Below are 17,985 nucleotides of genomic sequence, written 5' to 3'. Positions count from 1 at the left end.
GGTAACCCGCGCTGTACTGGACGCAGAAACACTTGCTGGCATTACCAATCCACACAGGGGCTACTGGGCTCTTGCCTGCGCAGGAGCGACGAGAGTTAGTTTGCTGCCAGTGCATCTTCTCTGCTCCCACCGCCACCCCTCCTTCGTCGCTCCTGCATAGGCAGGAGCCCAGTAACCGAGGCGGCCAGATGCGGCGCACGAACAGCAATCCACACGACCTGAACGACACCTGTTCCATACCGCAGGCTTAAAAAATGTTGCGCCGCGGCAACACTCCGCCCCGCCCATTCGTAAACACAATCCTTAACGCCTTGGTTAACGATTCTTTACCAAATTGCTGCGCATTGTCGGCGGGAAACACGTGTTCGGGTGAGTCGCGGCAATGACGGGTAAACATGTAGCGGTGCTGATGGGTGGGTGGGCGCATGAGCGGCCCGTGAGCCTGTCCACCGGCAAGGAATGCGCTGATGCCCTTGAGGCACGGGGCTTTCAGGTTTCCCGGGTGGATGTTGACCGCAATATCGCTGCGCGCCTGGCTGAACTGCGTCCTGATGTCGCCTTCAATGCCCTGCATGGCCCGTTCGGCGAGGATGGCTGTATCCAGGGCGTTCTGGAAATCCTCGGCATTCCCTACACCCACTCCGGCGTGATGGCGTCGGCGCTGGCCATGAACAAGGTCAAGGCCAAGGCCGTGATGGCCGCCGCCGGCGTTCCGGTGACGCGCCATGTGGTGGTCAACCGTCACGAAATCGGCCGCGATCATCCGCTGCCGCCGCCTTATGTGCTGAAGCCGATCAACGAAGGCTCCAGCTTTGGCGTCCTGATCGTGAAGGAGGATGCCGCCCATCCGCCGCAGGAGCTTTACCGGGCGGACTGGCCCTATTCCGACGTCCTGATGTGCGAAACCTATATTCCGGGCCGCGAACTGACCTGCGCGGTTATGGGTGACCGGGTGCTTGGCGTTATCGACATCGTGCCAAAAGGGCACGGCTTTTATGATTTTGATGCCAAATACGCGAAAGGTGGGTCTGACCACATCCTTCCTGCAAATCTTTCATCCTTTGTTTACCAAGAAGTACAGAAACTTACCCTGATGTCGCATCAGTCTCTCGGGTGCCGGGGTGTTTCGCGGGCGGATTTCCGTTTTGACGAAAAGCCCGACGGCACCGGGACGCTGATCTGCCTGGAAGTGAATACACAACCCGGAATGACACCGACCTCTCTGGTCCCGGAACTCGCCGCCCACGAGGGCACGAGTTTCGGAGATCTCGTCACCTGGATGGTGGAGGACGCAAGTTGCTCTCGCTGAGACGCAAGGCCAAGGAAGAGACCGCCTTTCCGCTGGAAGCGGAGCTCGCACCGCGCGGGCGTGGTGTCGCACGCCTGCATCAGCGCCCGCTCTGGCGCCAGGCGGGGCGGCTCGCCGAGCTGCCGCGCGGAACGGGATCTGTTGCGGCCGTGGCCTTTCTGGCGGCGACGATCACCTATGGCGTCATTCTCGGCGGCTACGGACGGATGGTGTCGGAGTCTCTGATCAGCGCTGCCGGCTTCGGCATCGAGACCGTCAAGCTCTCCGGCCAGCGCGAGACCTCCGACTACCAGATCCTGTCTGCGCTCGGCATCGAGGAGGGGACCTCCCTGTCCTTGTTTGATGTGGACGGTGCGCGGGAACGGCTGACCTCGATTGCCTGGATCAAGAATGCCTCGGTGATGAAGCTTTACCCGAATACCTTGAAGGTGACGGTCGAGGAGCGAATTCCGTTTGCGCTGTGGCAGGACGGCGATGTCGTCTCGATCATCAACGAGCAGGGTGACATCATTACCCGCGAAGTTGACGGCCGTTATGCCAACCTGTTGCTGGTGGTCAACGATGGCGCGCAGAAGCGGGCAGGTGAGATCATTTCGGCGCTGGAAGAGGTGCCCTCGCTGCGTCCGCGCGTCCGGGCGGCCTTCCTCGTCGGCCATCGCCGCTGGGATCTGATGCTGGAGAACGGTATTACCGTTCGCTTGCCGGAAAACGGCATGTCTGCAGCGATGGTCGAGCTTTTGCGTATGGATGCCGACAACGCGCTGCTGACCCGTGACATCTCCGCAGTCGATATGCGCCTGCCCGACCGGGTCGTGGTGCGCTTGACTGACGAGGCGGTAAAGCGGCGTGAGGACGCCCCCAAGGGACGCGACAAGGTCGCGAAACGGGGGGCGAACACATGAGCCGTAACGGCACAGCCCTGTACTTGCCGCGCATGCGCCCCCTGCCGGGACGCCGCGCCGTCGTCATGTCCGTCCTTGATGTCGGCTCGACCAAGATCTGCTGCCTGATCGCCAAGCTGACCCCGCGCGAGGGCTCCGATGTGCTGGCCGGCCGCTCGCATGCCGTGGAAGTGCTGGGCTATGGCTACCAGCGTTCGCGCGGCATCAAGTCCGGCGTCATCGTTGACATGGATGCGGCCGAGCAGGCGATCCGCCTTGCCGTGGATGCGGCCGAGCGGATGGCCGGCGTGACGGTTGAATCGGTGATCGCCAATGTGTCCTGCGGCCGACTGCAGAGCGAAATCTTCAGCGCCACCGTGCCTTTAGCCGGCGAATCTGTCACAGAGGCAGACATCCAGCGCGTGCTGGTGGCCGGGTCGTCCCATTCCGCTACGGATGGCCGGGCCGTGACGCATGCGCTGCCGATTTCCTATTCGCTGGACGGCAACCGCGGCATCCGCGATCCGCGCGGCATGATGGGCCTCAAGCTCGGGGTCGACATGCAGGTGGTGACGACGGAAGTTCCTCCCGTCCGCAATCTGGAGCTCTGCATCAATCGCGGGCATCTCCAGGTGGAAACGCTGGTGGCGACGCCCTTCGCCAGCGGCCTCTCGACCATTGTGGACGACGAGGCGGAACTGGGCGTGGCCTGCATCGACATGGGCGGTGGCACAACCACGCTGTCCGTGTTCGTTGAGGGCCAGATGGTCCATCTGGATGCCATCGCCGTGGGCGGGCAGCATGTCACCACCGACATCGCCCGTGCCTTTGCCACCCGGCTCACCGATGCCGAGCGGCTGAAGACCCTGCACGGGTCGGCGCTGGCCACCAGTGTTGATGACCGGGACATGCTGACCATTCCGCCCGTCGAGGGCGAGGGCGATCTGCCGAACCAGATCCCCCGGTCGGCCCTGACCCGCGTGATCCGCCCCCGCGTCGAGGAAATCCTCGAGCTGGTGCGGGACCGGCTGACGGCGTCCGGATTTGCCGGACGTGTCGGCAAGCAGATCGTTCTGACCGGCGGAGCGAGCCAGCTCACCGGTCTCAGCGAAGTGGCACGCCGGGTGATCGGCCGGAACGTCAGACTGGGCAGGCCGCTCGGTGTGGCGGGACTGCCAGAGGCGGCCAAGGGACCGGCGTTTGCCGCCTCCGTTGGCCTTCTCATCTATCCGCAAGTGTCCCAGATCGAGCAATTCCAGCCGAAGTACAAGCGCTCCGGCTGGGGTGGCAATCAGGGATATCTCGCCCGGATGGGCCAATGGATCAGGGAAAGCTTCTGACGCGGGACGCCGCGTCGGACTGAAATGCCGGCAACGGCGCACACACAAGGGAAGAACTGGGCCCCCGAGAATCGGGTGCCCTTAGAGGGTCGCGAGGAACTTATGACCATCAACCTGAAGATGCCTGACATTCAGGAGCTGAAGCCGAGAATCACGGTCTTCGGCGTCGGCGGTGCTGGCGGCAATGCCGTCAACAACATGATCTCGGCCGGCCTCCAGGGCTGCGATTTCGTGGTGGCCAACACCGACGCGCAAGCTCTCGCCATGAACCACGCCGAGCGCCTGATCCAGATGGGCGTTGCCGTGACCGAGGGCCTTGGGGCCGGATCGCAGCCGGAAGTCGGCTCTGCGGCCGCCGAGGAAGTGATCGACGAGATCAACGATCACCTGTCTGGCTCGCACATGGTGTTCATCACCGCCGGCATGGGCGGTGGCACCGGCACGGGCGCTGCCCCCGTTATTGCACGGGCGGCCCGCCAGCAAGGTATACTGACGGTAGGTGTGGTGACCAAACCGTTCCAGTTCGAAGGCTCGCGCCGCATGCGGATCGCTGAAGCCGGTATCCAGGAACTGCAGCGGAACGTCGATACGCTCATCGTCATTCCGAACCAGAACCTGTTCCGCATCGCCAATGCCCAGACCACCTTCGCCGATGCCTTCGCGATGGCCGACCAGGTGCTGTATTCGGGCGTGGCCTGCATCACCGACCTGATGGTCAAGGAAGGCCTCATCAACCTCGACTTCGCCGACGTGCGCTCGATCATGCGCGGCATGGGCAAAGCGATGATGGGCACGGGCGAAGCCTCCGGCGACAAGCGCGCCCAGCAGGCTGCAGAAGCCGCCATTGCCAATCCGCTGCTCGACGAGACCTCGATGAAGGGCGCCAAGGGCCTCCTGATCTCGATCACCGGCGGCACGGACCTGACCCTGTTCGAAGTCGATGAAGCCGCCACCCGCATCCGCGAGGAAGTGGATTCGGACGCCAACATCATTCTCGGCGCGACCTTCGACGAAAGCCTCAACGGCATCATCCGGGTGTCGGTCGTTGCCACCGGCATCGACAAGGAACAGACCCTGGGAAACGCTGACATGAACGTCATGCTGACCCAGCGGGTGGACAGCGTGCAGAAGCCGGTCGTCACGCAGGCAGCCCGCCCGGCTGACACGCGTCCCGCCGCGCCGGTCAGTTCCTTCCAGCAGGATGCCGCTTCCCGCGCTCTGGCCAGCCTTGAACGTGAACTGTCGATCCCCGAGCCGGTCGCGGTTGCCGCCGCAACGGATCCTGATGTCCAGATCAAGGCCTTTCGCCCGGCACCCGACCTGATGACCACCAAGGTTCCTGCCGCCGATCTCGGCGAGCCGGTCCAGGTGCCGCTGGCCGCCGAAGGCCCGGTCAGCCGTCCGTACATCCCGCCGGTCGCCGAACAGCCGGTCGCCAACCCGCGCATGCCGCGCATGGAAGACTTCCCGCCGATCGCCCAGCGTGAAATGCGCGCCCAGGCGGCCCGGACCGAGGACGTCGTCCCGCAGGCCGCACCGGTCCAGCATGCAGTTGAGGACGATCACGGTGACGACCGCCGTCCGATGGGTCTGCTGCGCCGGCTGGCCTCCGGCCTGTCGCGTCACGTCGAGCACGAAGACGTCGCTCCCGAGCCGCAGGTGCAGCCGCGTGCGGCCGCTCCGGTCGCTCAGCAGCCGCAGATGCGTCCGGCTCCGCGCATGCCGCAGATGGCTCCGGCTCCCCGTCCGCAGATGGGTGCTGCCGGTCAGCTGGATGCCACCGGCCGGGCCCCGGCCCGTCCGCAGGCCCACAGCGAGGAAGACCAGCTCGAGATCCCGGCGTTCCTGCGCCGCCAGTCGAACTGAGTCGTCCAGACCAGCGCTGACACTCTTCCCTTCGGAGCGGCCCGGTGGTTTCACCGGGTCGTTTCCGTTTGTAACATTGCGGCAAGCCGCTCACGGTATCGCAACGATATCAATGTCTTATGTTGGTGAAGGGCGTTACAAAGCGTAATAAAGCTTTATTTCGGTCATAGATCGCCCGGGTCTATTGTTCGGCCAGATCGCAGAGCGTTAACAGACCCTATCAAGCTTGCGTAAAGCTTGCGGTTCTTGAGGCGCCGGACCGAAGCAAGGCATCGTTCATGACCCACCGCACCGACTTCCAGACGACCCTGGCCGATCAGGTCACCCTTACCGGGGTTGGTGTCCATTCTGGCAAGCCGGCGAGTGTCACCCTCCTTCCTGCAGATGCGGGAACCGGGATTGTCTTCACCCGCTGCGATGCGCAGGACAGTGCCCGGGCCATTCCCGCCCGCTGGGACCAGGTGACGGCCACGGCGCTGTGCACCGTGATCGCCGATCCGGCCCGCAACGGCGTCTCCACGGTCGAGCATCTGATGGCTGCGCTCATCGCGCTCGGCGTTGACAACGTGGTGGTCGAGATGGACGGCCCGGAAATGCCGATCATGGACGGCAGCAGCGCTCCGTTTGTCGAGGCCATTGACCAGGTCGGTCTGAAGCGCCTTGATCGCGGCCGCCGCTATCTGCGGATCAAGAAGCCGGTGCGGATCGACGCCGGTTCGGCCTGGTGCGAGTTGCTGCCCTACGACGGCACCCGCTTTGAAGTCACCATCGAATTCGACGGCGCCCTGATCGGTCGCCAGACCTTTGCCCGCGATCTCACCCCGGACGTTTTCCGCAAGGAACTGGCCCGTGCGCGCACTTTTGGCCAGGTCAAGGATGTCGAGAAGCTCTGGGCCATGGGCTTTGCCCTTGGCTCGTCGCTGGAGAATTCAGTCGCTATCGCCGAAGACCGCGTGCTCAACCCGGAAGGCACCCGCTGGCCGGACGAATTCGTCCGCCACAAGGCGCTGGATGCCGTGGGTGACCTCGCCCTTGCCGGCCTGCCGATTCTTGGCATCTACCGCTCCTTCAAGGGCGGCCACAAGATGAACCACGCCATCCTGGAAGAACTGTTCACGCGCGCGCCCAAGGACAGTTTCGAGATCGTCGAAGCCCCGGTCTGGCGCGACAACAGCCAGTCCGCCGGCCGCCCGGCCCTCGCCGCCGCCGCCTTCGGCCCCGACGTCTCCTGATCGACTGACCAGCCCCCTCCGCCGTCATGCCATGGCCTGGCCATGGCATCCATGCCGTGTCCTCTCCACACGATCGGCTTCGCCCAGTTGCTCCTGCAGCCCGCCTCGTTAGGCTCCCCGTGCATTCAGGCAACGGCATTGATGCCATGATCAAGTCATGGCTTGACGACGGAGGGAACACGGGTCCCCATCCGCCCCCGGACGCCGATCCGCCCAGCACACCCAGCCTGCAAGGCTCCGCAAGCTGAGCCCCCAGCAACACCCCATCCTTCGTCATGCCATGGCCTGGCCATGGTATCCATGCCGTGCACTCTCCACACGATCGGCTTCGCCCAGTTGCTCCTGCAGCCCGCCTCGTTAGGCTCCCCGTGCATTCAGGCAACGGCATTGATGCCATGATCAAGTCATGGCTTGACGACGGAGGGAACACGGGTCCCCATCCGCCCCCGGACGCCGATCCGCCCAGCACACCCAGCCTGCAAGGCTCCGCAAGCTGAGCCCCCAGCAACACCCCATCCTTCGTCATGCCATGGCCGGGCCATGGCATCCATGCCGTGCCGTCTCCACACGATCAGCTTCGCCCGGTTGCTCCTGCAGCCCGCCTCGTTAGGCTCCCCGCGCATTCACGCAACGGCCTGGATGCCATGATCAAGTCATGGCATGACGACCGGGGGAACGCGGGCCTGCGTCCGGCCCCGCAATCGGGCAAATCGGCCCGCGCTGCCCGTTCGCCACAAAAAAGCTTCAAAAATTGAACACATGGCGTGGCAGGTCCCGTCGTGATCCGGTAAAAGCCTTGCCTTGGAAAAGGGTTGGCATTTGCCACGCGGCAGCTTAAGCCTTGCCTGACTGGCGAGATGAAATCTGCCAGATCGATTTCCGCTCCGGTGCTGGCACCTGATCGGCAATCGATCACGCATCAATACGACGGAGCCGTTCCAGTCCGGTCAATGTGGCCGGTTCGCGGGCGGGGTCCTGGGCAAGGAGTTGGAAGGCGTGCTGGACAACATGGCGACCGGGACAGGCAAGCGTCCGCGCAGGAAGACGATCCTCCTCCACTCCCTGCTGTTGGCCACCGCCCTGGTGCTGACGGCCTGTGCATCGAAAGATGACGATGACCTGGCCCTTGATGACACGCCGGCCGAGGTCCTGTTCAACGAAGGCCTTGCCTTGCGCAATGCTGGCCGCCTGTCGGATGCCGGCAAGAAGTTTACCGAACTCGACAAGCTTTATCCCTATTCCGAGTTCGCCAAGAAATCGCTGATGAACCTGGCTTTCATCAACTTCTCGCTGGGCCGTTACCCGGAAGCGATCACAGCCGCCGAGCGGTTCAACACGCTCTATCCTGGCAGCGCGGATATGCCTTATGCGCTCTATCTTATCGGTCAGTCCTACTACCGCCAGATCCCGGATATCTCACGCGACCAGCGCATCACAGAGCGGGCTGCGTCCGCGCTTAATGAACTGGTGACCCGCTATCCTGACAGCGAATACACCGCGGACGCCAAGTCGAAGCTGCTGGTTGCCTATGACCAGCTTGCCGGCAAGGAAATGCAGGTCGGGCGCTACTATCTCGAAAAGCGCAACTACATTGCGTCGATCAACCGCTTCAAGTCGGTCGTGATCAACTACCAGACCACGCGTCATGTCGAGGAGGCGCTGGCCCGCTTGACCGAGTCCTATTACGCGCTTGGTGTTGTAACTGAAGCGCAGACTGCGGCTGCAATTCTCGGTCACAATTATCCCGATAGCCAGTGGTACAAGGATTCCTATTCGCTGCTGCAGAAGGGTGGCTATGAGCCGTCAGAAAATCGCAGCAGCTGGATCAGCAAGGCGTTCCAGGGCGTCAAGCTGTTCTGATTTAGGACGTCTGGGACTGAAGGGGCGGGGCACCTTCCATGCTGGCGACACTCTCGATCCGCGATATCGTTCTGATCGACCGGCTCGACATCGATTTCTCCGCCGGCATGACTGTGCTGACGGGCGAGACCGGTGCGGGCAAGTCCATTCTGCTTGATGCCCTGACGCTCGCGCTCGGCGGGCGCGGCGATGCCGGGCTTGTCCGCCATGGCGAGCCTCAGGGCCAGGTCGTCGCCGTCTTTGACGTGGCGGGCGCCCATCCCGTCCGTGCGCTCCTGCGCGAGAACGATGTTCCCGATGATGGCGACGTCATCCTGCGCCGCATCCAGACCCAGGATGGCCGCAGCCGCGCCTTCATCAACGATCAGCCGGTCAGCGTCGGTCTGCTGCGTCAGGCCGGCCAGATGCTGGTCGAGGTGCATGGCCAGCACGACGAGCGCGCGCTTGTTGATCCGGAAAGCCATCGCCTGCTGCTCGACAGCTTCGGCCGCCTCGACGGGGACGTTGCCGCTGTCGGTGAGGCCTATGGCCGCCTGCGCGCCGCCGACAAGGCGCTGAAAGACCACAAGGCACGCATTGAGGCGGCGCGGCGCGAAGCCGATTACCTGCGTGCCGCCGTTGACGAGCTGACCCGCCTTGCCCCGAAGCCGGGCGAGGAAGCCGAGCTTGCCGAACGGCGCGCGGCCATGATGCAGGTCGAGAAGATCGCCGGCGATCTCAACGAGGCCTATGAAACGCTGAATGGGTCGGCCTCGCCGATCCCGGAACTCGCCAGCCTGATGCGGCGGCTCGAGCGCAAGGCCGATCAGTCGCCGCAGATGCTGTCCGGCCCGGTGTCGTCCCTTGGGACTGCGCTTGATGCGCTGGAAGAGGCCCGCGCCGGGCTTGAGGCCGCGATCCGCCAGACGGATTTCGATCCGCGCGAACTGGAAGCAACCGAGGAACGACTGTTTGCCCTGCGCGCCGCCGCGCGCAAGTTCTCGGTGTCGGTGGAAGACCTGCCGGCGCTCACCGCGCGCATGGCCGGCGACCTTGGCGATCTCGATGCCGGCGAGGAAAAGCTCGATGCGCTGGCCGCCGCGGCCAACACCGCGCGCAAGGCTTTTGATGTCATCGCCAGCAAGCTGACCGCCGCGCGGGCCGCAACGGCCGCCAAGCTCGAAGCAGCCGTCGCTGCCGAATTGCCGTCCCTGAAGCTGGAACGAGCCCGCTTCCTTGTCGAGATCACCAGCGACGCTGAAAACCGCACTGCGACCGGCGTCGACATGGTCGAATTCTGGGTCCAGACCAACCCCGGCACCCGGCCCGGCCCGATCATGAAGGTCGCTTCCGGCGGCGAGCTTTCGCGCTTCCTGCTGGCGCTGAAAGTGTCGCTGGCCGACAGCGGGTCCGTCCCGACGCTCGTTTTCGACGAGATCGACACCGGCGTTGGCGGTGCTGTTGCCGAAGCCATCGGCTGGCGTCTTGCCCGTCTAGCCCGCAGCGTCCAGGTCCTGACCGTCACCCATGCGCCGCAGGTGGCCGCACGTGCCGATGGACACTTCCTCATCGCCAAGGAAGAAGTTGCCCCCGAGCGTGTCGCCACCCGCATCACGCCGATTGACGAGGCCCATCGCCGCGAGGAAATCGCCCGCATGCTGGCCGGCAGCGTCATCACCGACGAAGCCCGCGCCGCCGCCGCTCGGTTGCTGACAGTCAGCGAAAGCTGAGGCACTCTCGTCGCCGATCCGTATTCACAAGGACCATCCGGCCATGACCGAGCCCACGCGCCCTGATGCCGACCGCCTGACCCGCGAGGAGGCCGCTGCAGAACTGGAGCGTCTGGCCGCAGAAATCGCCGGCCATGACCGGCGCTATCATGCCGAAGACGCCCCGACCATTTCCGATGCCGACTATGACGCCCTGCGCCGGCGCAATGCCGACATCGAAGCGCGGTTCCCGGATCTGGTGCGCCCCGACAGCCCGTCCCTACGGGTGGGCGCTGGCGTTGCCGACGGTTTCGGCAAGATCACGCATCAGGTTCCGATGCTGTCGCTCGACAATGCCTTCACCGACGAGGACGTGCGTGATTTTGTCGGCCGCGTCCGCCGCTTCCTCAAGTTCGATCCGCTGATGGGCGATCTGGTGGTGGTGGCCGAGCCGAAGATCGACGGCCTGTCCCTGTCGCTGCGCTACGAAAACGGCGTCCTGGTGAGTGCCGCCACCCGCGGCGATGGCACGGTCGGCGAGAACGTCACGGCCAATGCCCGCACCATTGCCGACATCCCGCACCGTTTGCCCGACGGCGTTCCGGCGGTGGTCGAGGTGCGCGGCGAAGTCTACATGTCACACGCTGATTTTGCCGCGCTCAACGCGCGCATGGCGGCCAATGGCGGCAAGACCTTCGCCAATCCGCGCAATGCCGCTGCCGGCTCGCTGCGCCAGCTCAATCCCGAGATCACCGCCTCGCGGCCCCTGCGCTTCTTCGCCTATGCCTGGGGCGAGATGAGCGAGGTGCCGGCGGCGACCCAGTTCGACATGGTGCGCCGCTTTGCCGACTGGGGCCTTGCGGTCAATCCGCGCATGCAGCGCTGCGCCCGCGTCGAGGAGCTTCTGGCCGTCTATCACGGCATCGAGGAGGACCGCTCCGGCCTTGGCTATGACATCGACGGTGTCGTCTACAAGGTCGACCGGCTCGACCTGCAGCAGCGCCTCGGCTTCGTCTCCCGCTCGCCCCGCTGGGCGATCGCGCACAAGTTCCCGGCCGAAAAGGCCTATACGGTGCTGAAGGACATCGAGATCCAGGTCGGCCGCACCGGCGCGCTGACGCCGGTGGCCAAGCTCGAGCCCGTCACCGTCGGCGGCGTCGTCGTCTCCAACGCCACACTGCACAACGAGGACTACATCAAGGCCATCGGCATGGACGGCGAGCCGATCCGGGGTGGGAAAGACCTGCGCATCGGCGACACGGTGATGATCCAGCGCGCCGGCGACGTTATCCCGCAGATCGTCGACATCGACCTTGCCCGCCGGCCTGCCGATGCGCAGCCTTACGTCTTCCCCACCGTCTGCCCGGCCTGCGGCAGCCATGCGGTGCGCGAGGAAAACGCCAAGACCGGCCGGCTTGATTCGGTCCGCCGCTGCACCGGCGGCCTGATCTGCCCGGCGCAGGCCTCGGAAAAGCTGAAGCACTTCGTCCAGCGCAATGCCTTCGACATCGAGGGCCTCGGCGACAAGCAGATCGATGCCTTCTTCGCCGAAGGGCTGGTGCGCACGCCGGCCGACATCTTCACGCTGGAGGCGCGCGACAAGGCGGCGCTCACCAAGCTGCGAAACCGCGACGGCTGGGGCGCGGTCTCGGCCAAGAACCTGTTCGAGGCGATCAACGCCCGCCGCCGCATCGACCTTCACCGCTTCATCTTCGCCCTCGGCATCCGCCATGTCGGCGAGGGCAACGCCAAGCTGCTCGCCCGCGCCTATGGCTCCTGGGGCGCCTTCGAGGCCGCGATGACGGCCGCGCTCGATCACGCCAGCGACGCCTGGGCCGATCTCAACGCCGTCGACGGCATCGGCGAGACGCTGGCCGAAGCCGTGGTGCAGTTCTTCGCCGAGGACCACAACCGCGAAGCCCTTGCGGCCCTGCTCGCCGAGGTCACCCCGCTGGACGCCGAGAAGATCGACGCCTCCGGTTCGCCGGTGGCCGGCAAGACCGTCGTCTTCACAGGCTCCCTCGAACGCATGACCCGCGACGAGGCCAAGGCCATGGCCGAACGGCTCGGCGCCAAGGTTGCTGGGTCTGTCTCCAAGAAGACCAACCTCCTCGTCGCCGGCCCCGGCGCCGGCTCCAAACTCAAGACCGCCCAGGACCTCGGCATCGAAGCCATCACCGAGGACGAGTGGTTCGACCTGGTCGGCGGGTGAGGGACTTGATCGTCTTCGCCGTTCAAGCCTCTCCGGCCATCCCGCTCTCCGTGTCACCCCGGCCCGCGCAACTCCTCTCCGTGTCACCCCGGCCGAGCAACGCGAGAGCCGGGGCCTACTCGCTTCCAGAGCGGTGCTGCGTGTACTTCAGCGTTGCAACGGCAGAGCGTATCCTCTCGGTAGCTTGTTGCGCGACTGTGCCCGTCTCCATTGCTCTGCAAACGAGTAGGCCCCGGATCTCCGCTTCGCTCTCGTCCGGGGTGACACTTCGGTCAGGGGCATTCTCGGCGCGACGGCACATGCCGCATGGGAGCGACACCCTCTCCGTGTCACCCCGGCCGAGCAACGCGAGAGCCGGGGCCTACTCGCTTCCAGAGCGGTGCTGCGTGTACTTCAGCGTTGCAACGGCAGAGCGTATCCTCTCGGCAGCTTGTTGCGCGACTGTGCCCGTCTCCATTGCTCTGCAAACGAGTAGGCCCCGGATCTCCGCTTCGCTGCGTCCGGGGTGACACGGAAGGTGGATTACATGTTCAGCTCAAGAGAGAGGTCCTTCCAGAGCGGATTGGTCCGCTCGACCAGCTGAACCTTCCAGGCCCGATGCCATCGCTTCAACCGCTTTTCGGCAGCGATTGCGGCCTCCACATCCTCGAAGCCTTCGTAGAAGACGAGCCGTGAGACGCCATGCTCCCGTGTGAAGCGTGAGCCCACACCTTGCCTGTGCTCGTCCACGCGGCGTGGAAGATCATTCGTCACGCCGACATAGAGCGTTCCATGCATGCGACTGGCGAGAATGTAGACGTGATACATCACGGATCCCTGCCGATAGCCTCTCTGCAATCTTGTCGTGCCTTTCGTGTTTGTGCACGTTCCATGCAGTCCACCACCCCCGTCACACCACGGGAAAACACACCCAGCCGCCTCGCTCTTGCCGTCATTGTTGCTATATTGTTCTCCACAGGTAACCACATGCGGCGGGATGGATGAGCGTGCCCACGGGATTTTCCGACGACTGGAGCGAAATCGACGCGGCCTATGACCAGGGTCCGTCAGCGCCCGCGCCCGCCCATCGGCCACAGGGCGGCGGCATTGCTGCCCGGGCGCTCGCGGCGCGGCAGGCGACGCCCCAGGCGGCGGCCGCTGACTATCTTGCCGGTCTCAATCCGGAACAGCGGCTGGCGGTGGAAACCGTCGATGGCCCGGTTCTGGTGCTGGCTGGCGCCGGCACCGGCAAGACCCGGGTGCTGACCACCCGCATCGCGCATATCCTTGCCACCCAGCACGCCTGGCCGTCGCAGATCCTCGCCGTCACCTTCACCAACAAGGCCGCGCGGGAGATGAAGGAGCGCATCGCCCATTACATCGGCCCGGGCGTCGAGGGCATGGCCTGGCTCGGCACGTTCCATTCGATCTGCGTCAAGATCCTGCGCAACCACGCCGAGCTGGTCGGCCTCAAGTCGGGCTTCTCGATCCTAGACACCGATGACCAGCTGCGCCTGATGAAACAGGTGATCCAGGCCGAGGGCCTCGACGAAAAGCGCTGGACCGCGCGCATGTTCGCCTCCGTGGTCGACAGCTGGAAGAACCGCGGCCTGACGCCGAAAGACATCCCGGAGGGCGAGGCGCGCGCCTTCGGCAATGGCAAGGGCCGCAAGCTCTATGCCGAATACCAGGACCGCCTGTCGGTGCTGAACGCGGCCGATTTCGGCGACCTGCTGCTGCATTGCATCACGCTGTTCAAGACGCAGCCGGACGTTCTGAAGGACTACCAGCGCCGCTTCCGCTACATGCTGGTCGATGAGTACCAGGACACCAACATCGCCCAGTATCTGTGGCTGCGACTGCTGGCGCAGGGCAATTCCAACGTCTGCTGCGTCGGCGACGACGACCAGTCGATCTACGGCTGGCGCGGCGCGGAAGTGGACAACATCCTGCGCTTCGAGCACGACTTCCCCGGCGCCGTCGTGGTCCGCCTCGAGCGCAACTACCGCTCCACCAGCCACATCCTGGGCGCGGCCTCGCATCTGATCGCCCACAACGAGGGCCGTCTCGGCAAGACGCTGTTCACCGACGACAAGGACCCGGAAGCCGAAGCGGTCACGGTGGCCTCGTCCTGGGATTCGGAAGAGGAAGCCCGCTCCATTGGCGAGGAGATCGAGGCGCTGCAGAACCAGGGCCATTCGCTCAACCAGATGGCCATTCTTGTGCGCGCGTCGTTCCAGATGCGCGAGTTCGAAGACCGGTTCGTCACGCTCGGTCTCAACTACCGGGTCATCGGTGGCCCGCGCTTCTATGAACGGCTCGAGATCCGCGATGCGATGGCCTATTTCCGCTGCGTGGTGCAGCCGGCGGATGATCTGGCCTTCGAGCGTATCGTCAACACGCCGAAGCGTGGCCTCGGCGAGGCCAGCCTCAAGCTGGTGCATGAACTGGCCCGCGCCAGCCGCATCCCGCTGCTGGAGGCCGCCACGCAGCTCTGCCGCACGGAAGAGCTGAAGCCGAAGGCACGCAAGGCGCTGTCCGATCTCATTGCCAGCCTCGACCGCTGGCGGGCGCAGCTTGTTCACATGAAGCACTCGGAACTGGCCGAGATCATCCTGGACGAGAGCGGCTACACCGAGATGTGGCGGCTGGACCGGTCTGCCGAAGCGCCGGGCCGTCTCGACAACCTGAAGGAACTCGTCCGCTCGATGGAGGAGTTCGAGTCCCTGCCGGGCTTCCTTGAACACATCGCGCTGGTGATGGACCGGGATTCGGCCGATGCCGCCGATGCGGTCTCGATCATGACGCTGCATTCGGCCAAGGGGCTGGAGTTCGACACCGTGTTCCTGCCGGGCTGGGAGGAGGGGCTGTTCCCGCATCAGCGCGCGCTGGATGAAAGCGGCAGGGCCGGCCTCGAGGAAGAGCGGCGTCTGGCCTATGTCGGCATCACCCGGGCGCGCAAGCGGGCCAAGATCTGGTTTGCCTCCAACCGCCGCATCCACGGCTCGTGGCAGTCCGGCATCCCCTCGCGCTTCCTGGACGAGCTGCCTGAAAAGCACGTCGAGGTGGTCGAAAGTTCCACCCGCTATGGTGGCTACAGCGGTGGCGGCTATGGCGGCGGCAACGCCTATGGCGTCTCCCGCTTCGATGCCCGCGATCCGTTCCAGAATACCTACTCGACGCCTGGCTGGCAGCGGGCGCAGCGTGCGCGTGAGGCGGGCAGCCAGGACCATGGCAACCGATCCGACATGCGCTCTTCCCGCACGAGGGCGCAAGGGCCTCTGACCATCGAGGGGCAACTGGTTGCCCGCTCCACATCCGAGACCCCGTCGAGTTTTGAAAAAGGCGAGCGGGTGTTTCACATCAAGTTCGGCTATGGTCGCATCACGGCCATCGAGGGCAACAAGCTCACGATCGATTTCGAGAAGGCCGGCGAGAAGCGGGTGATTGACAGTTTTGTCGAGCGCCATTGAGCAAAGGCCGACGGAAGCGCCGGCGACGTTTGGATCTGTTGCATGAAAGACGCCGTCTCCCTTCAGGTTGCCCGGTCGGGCGCGGCCCATCAGGTCAGTCAACATGTGCTGATCGTCGAGGATGATCCCGAAATCGGTTGTCTGATGGAGCAGCATCTGACGGCGCATGGCTGGCGCGTCTCGCTCGCCCGCAATGGCGTCGAAATGGAACGGCTTATGGAAACGAGCCGGGTCGACCTCGTCGTGCTCGACCTGATGCTGCCGGGGGAAGACGGCCTCAGCATCTGCCACCGCCTGCGCGCCTCCAGTGCCATCCCGATCATCATTGTCTCGGCCAAGTCCGACGACTTCGACAGGGTGATCGGGCTTGAGGTCGGCGCGGATGACTATCTTGCCAAGCCGTTCAACCCCCGTGAACTGATCGCTCGCATCCGTGCCCTGTTCCGCCGGATGGAGCTCGGCTCGGTTGCGCCCTCGCTGCATGCGCGAAAGCTCGGGTTCGATGGCTGGGTGCTCGATTGCGTCGCGCACAGCCTGCACAACCGGCAAGGGGCCATTGTGACCCTGACCCCGGCCGAGCTGGCCTTGCTTCAGGTGTTCTGCGAGCGCCCTGGCCGCGTGCTCAGCCGCGAACAACTGGTGGACCTGACGACAGGTGTGAACATCAGTTCGACGGGCCGCAACATCGACATTCTTGTCAGCCGCCTGCGTTCCAAGCTCGAACCCTCATCGAGCGGCGGTCAATATATCCGGACGGTGCGGGCCGGCGGTTATGAATTTGTCGCCGAAGTGAGTGTCGCGTGAAGCCGCTGAAGGAGTATTTCTGGCCGGATCGCATCGCCTCTCAGGTCATGCTGGTGATGATATCCGCCTTGGTGCTGATCACTACCTTTGTTTTTGCGTTTTTTGTTTTGCTTCGGCCCGTACCCCAGCACGCCCGGTCTATTTCCGAGCTTTTGATGCTCGGGAGTGCGTTGCAGACACTGAACGAGGCTGCTCAGGCCGAACGGCCGGGCCTTGTTGATGCGTTGAATGCGGCCAACCGGCACTTTCACATAGACCTCGTGCCGCCTGGAGATCCGGTGCTGGGCGTTCCGGAGGGCATTTTGCTTCATCCTCTGGTGCCGGTGGATCTGACAAACGGCATGCGACTTCTCGGCGCTCAGCCGCTGGGACAGGAAAAGGAACTGGTGGTTGAGATTGCCCTGGACGATGGCAGCCGGATCCGGGCGGATCATCTGGCCAAGCGCGGCGGAGGGCTTCTGGGCAATCCGTTCCTGCAGATCCTGCTGTTTCTTGCCCTCAGCCTGGCCATGCTTCTGGTCTGGGCTGTCCGCACCCTGGTTCGTCCTCTATCGGAGCTAGAGCGTGCCGTCTCTGTGTTCGGCGAAGGGCCGGGGGAACCGGTAGCGCTGACGGAAAAGGGCCCCCGCGAGGTCCGGGCCGCCGCCGCCGCCTTCAACCGGATGCAGGTGCGCATCCGCGATCTCATCGAGCGCCGCACGCGGATGCTGGCGGCGATCGGGCATGACTTGCGCACGCCCCTGACGCGTTTGCGTTTACGCCTCGACCTGATGCCGGAGGGAGACCTCAAGAGCCGAAATCTGGCCGATCTGTCCGTCATGGAGGGGCAGATCAACGGGGCATTGACGTTCCTGCGCGAAGGACGCACCGGAGAACGCACGGCGCCGGTTGACCTTCCCAGCCTGCTGCTGTCGGTGCAGGACCAGTATGAGGACATGGACATCGCGCTCGGGCTGCATTGCGCATCGGGGCTCGTCGTCAATGGCCGGGTCAGCGAGCTTGTGCGGGCGGTGTCCAACCTGATCGACAACGCCCATCGTCATGCCGGCGGTCTCGACGTCAAGGCCTCAGGCAAGGACGGTCTGGTCGTGATCGAGGTCGTTGATCATGGGCCTGGCCTGACGCGCGAGGAAATGAACCGCCTGATCGAGCCGTTCGAGCGCGGCGATGCGGCCCGCACGATGGGAGAGGGGCAGGGCACTGGCTTCGGCCTTGGTCTTGCCACAGCCCGGGCCATTGCCGAAGGCCACGGCGGACGGCTGGATCTGCTGGATACGCCCGGTGGCGGGCTGACCGCACGCATGCAACTGCCGGCAGCGTGACGCTGTTGCATCTGCCGGC

At 64.5% G+C, this 17,985-nt stretch carries 12 protein-coding genes; 11 read left to right on the top strand and 1 reads right to left on the bottom strand.

All coding sequences use genetic code 11. The features are described 5' to 3' along the window. Positions 1–382: 382 nt before the first annotated feature. The 8 genes from C8348_RS09495 to ligA all read left to right on the top strand — a co-directional run bounded on the left by C8348_RS09495 (position 383) and on the right by ligA (position 12,388). Positions 383–1,309 (top strand): D-alanine--D-alanine ligase, encoded by a 927-nt coding sequence (locus C8348_RS09495; protein ID WP_106753075.1) that lies wholly within the window; start codon positions 383–385, stop codon positions 1,307–1,309. After that, positions 1,297–2,211, top strand: coding sequence for a cell division protein FtsQ/DivIB (locus C8348_RS09490; protein WP_198646985.1), 915 nt, complete (start codon positions 1,297–1,299; stop codon positions 2,209–2,211). Before C8348_RS09495 ends, C8348_RS09490 begins: the two co-directional genes overlap by 13 nt. Then, a complete protein-coding gene (ftsA, locus tag C8348_RS09485; RefSeq protein ID WP_106753074.1) occupies positions 2,208–3,530 on the top strand; it encodes a cell division protein FtsA in 1,323 nt (440 codons plus the stop codon). The genes C8348_RS09490 and ftsA overlap by 4 nt, the downstream gene beginning before the upstream one ends. Positions 3,531–3,632: 102 nt before the next feature. Continuing rightward, positions 3,633–5,396, top strand: coding sequence for a cell division protein FtsZ (gene ftsZ / locus C8348_RS09480; RefSeq protein WP_106753073.1), 1,764 nt, complete (start codon positions 3,633–3,635; stop codon positions 5,394–5,396). Positions 5,397–5,674: 278 nt separating this feature from the next. Further along, positions 5,675–6,628, top strand: a complete 954-nt coding sequence (lpxC, locus tag C8348_RS09475; RefSeq protein ID WP_106753072.1) for a UDP-3-O-acyl-N-acetylglucosamine deacetylase — start codon at positions 5,675–5,677, stop codon at positions 6,626–6,628. 1,008 nt (positions 6,629–7,636) lie between these two features. Continuing rightward, the gene (locus C8348_RS09470; protein WP_106753151.1) at positions 7,637–8,488 is read left to right on the top strand and encodes an outer membrane protein assembly factor BamD; all 852 of its coding nucleotides are present in this window, start codon (positions 7,637–7,639) and stop codon (positions 8,486–8,488) included. 38 nt (positions 8,489–8,526) lie between these two features. Further along, a complete protein-coding gene (gene recN, locus C8348_RS09465; RefSeq protein WP_106753071.1) occupies positions 8,527–10,197 on the top strand; it encodes a DNA repair protein RecN in 1,671 nt (556 codons plus the stop codon). 43 nt (positions 10,198–10,240) lie between these two features. Then, a complete protein-coding gene (ligA, locus tag C8348_RS09460; RefSeq protein ID WP_106753070.1) occupies positions 10,241–12,388 on the top strand; it encodes an NAD-dependent DNA ligase LigA in 2,148 nt (715 codons plus the stop codon). A gap of 522 nt (positions 12,389–12,910) precedes the next feature. Here the strand turns inward: ligA and C8348_RS09455 are convergent. Beyond that, entirely contained in the window at positions 12,911–13,195 is a 285-nt protein-coding gene (locus C8348_RS09455) for a GIY-YIG nuclease family protein (RefSeq protein ID WP_106753069.1), read from the bottom strand. Positions 13,196–13,368: 173 nt separating this feature from the next. Here C8348_RS09455 and C8348_RS09450 point away from each other — a divergent pair, with 173 nt between their 5' ends. Genes C8348_RS09450 through C8348_RS09440 form a run of 3 tightly spaced genes read left to right on the top strand, consistent with a single transcriptional unit; the run spans position 13,369 to position 17,966 of the window. Further along, a complete protein-coding gene (locus tag C8348_RS09450; RefSeq protein WP_106753068.1) occupies positions 13,369–15,840 on the top strand; it encodes an ATP-dependent helicase in 2,472 nt (823 codons plus the stop codon). A gap of 42 nt (positions 15,841–15,882) precedes the next feature. Continuing rightward, positions 15,883–16,644: a response regulator gene (locus tag C8348_RS09445; protein ID WP_106753067.1), complete on the top strand. Its 762-nt coding sequence runs from the start codon at positions 15,883–15,885 to the stop codon at positions 16,642–16,644. Then, entirely contained in the window at positions 16,641–17,966 is a 1,326-nt protein-coding gene (locus C8348_RS09440; RefSeq protein WP_106753066.1) for an ATP-binding protein, read from the top strand. The genes C8348_RS09445 and C8348_RS09440 overlap by 4 nt, the downstream gene beginning before the upstream one ends. Positions 17,967–17,985: the final 19 nt, after the last annotated feature.

It is taken from the genome of Pannonibacter carbonis, assembly GCF_003012935.1.
Classification (GTDB): Bacteria; Pseudomonadota; Alphaproteobacteria; order Rhizobiales; family Stappiaceae; genus Pannonibacter; species Pannonibacter carbonis.
Note: the sequence above shows the minus strand (reverse complement) of the source record. Positions and strands in the feature narration are given on the sequence as shown.

What these genes read in the sequence shown, in the direction of transcription:
- recN (WP_106753071.1), top strand. Translation starts at nt 8,527, where the DNA reads ATGCTGGCGACACTCTCGATCCGCGATATCGTTCTGATCGACCGGCTC.
- C8348_RS09470 (WP_106753151.1), top strand. Translation starts at nt 7,637, where the DNA reads ATGGCGACCGGGACAGGCAAGCGTCCGCGCAGGAAGACGATCCTCCTC.
- C8348_RS09450 (WP_106753068.1), top strand. Translation starts at nt 13,369, where the DNA reads ATGAGCGTGCCCACGGGATTTTCCGACGACTGGAGCGAAATCGACGCG.
- C8348_RS09455 (WP_106753069.1), bottom strand. Translation starts at nt 13,195, where the DNA reads ATGTATCACGTCTACATTCTCGCCAGTCGCATGCATGGAACGCTCTAT.
- ftsA (WP_106753074.1), top strand. Translation starts at nt 2,208, where the DNA reads ATGAGCCGTAACGGCACAGCCCTGTACTTGCCGCGCATGCGCCCCCTG.
- ligA (WP_106753070.1), top strand. Translation starts at nt 10,241, where the DNA reads ATGACCGAGCCCACGCGCCCTGATGCCGACCGCCTGACCCGCGAGGAG.
- C8348_RS09495 (WP_106753075.1), top strand. Translation starts at nt 383, where the DNA reads ATGACGGGTAAACATGTAGCGGTGCTGATGGGTGGGTGGGCGCATGAG.
- lpxC (WP_106753072.1), top strand. Translation starts at nt 5,675, where the DNA reads ATGACCCACCGCACCGACTTCCAGACGACCCTGGCCGATCAGGTCACC.
- ftsZ (WP_106753073.1), top strand. Translation starts at nt 3,633, where the DNA reads ATGACCATCAACCTGAAGATGCCTGACATTCAGGAGCTGAAGCCGAGA.
- C8348_RS09445 (WP_106753067.1), top strand. Translation starts at nt 15,883, where the DNA reads ATGAAAGACGCCGTCTCCCTTCAGGTTGCCCGGTCGGGCGCGGCCCAT.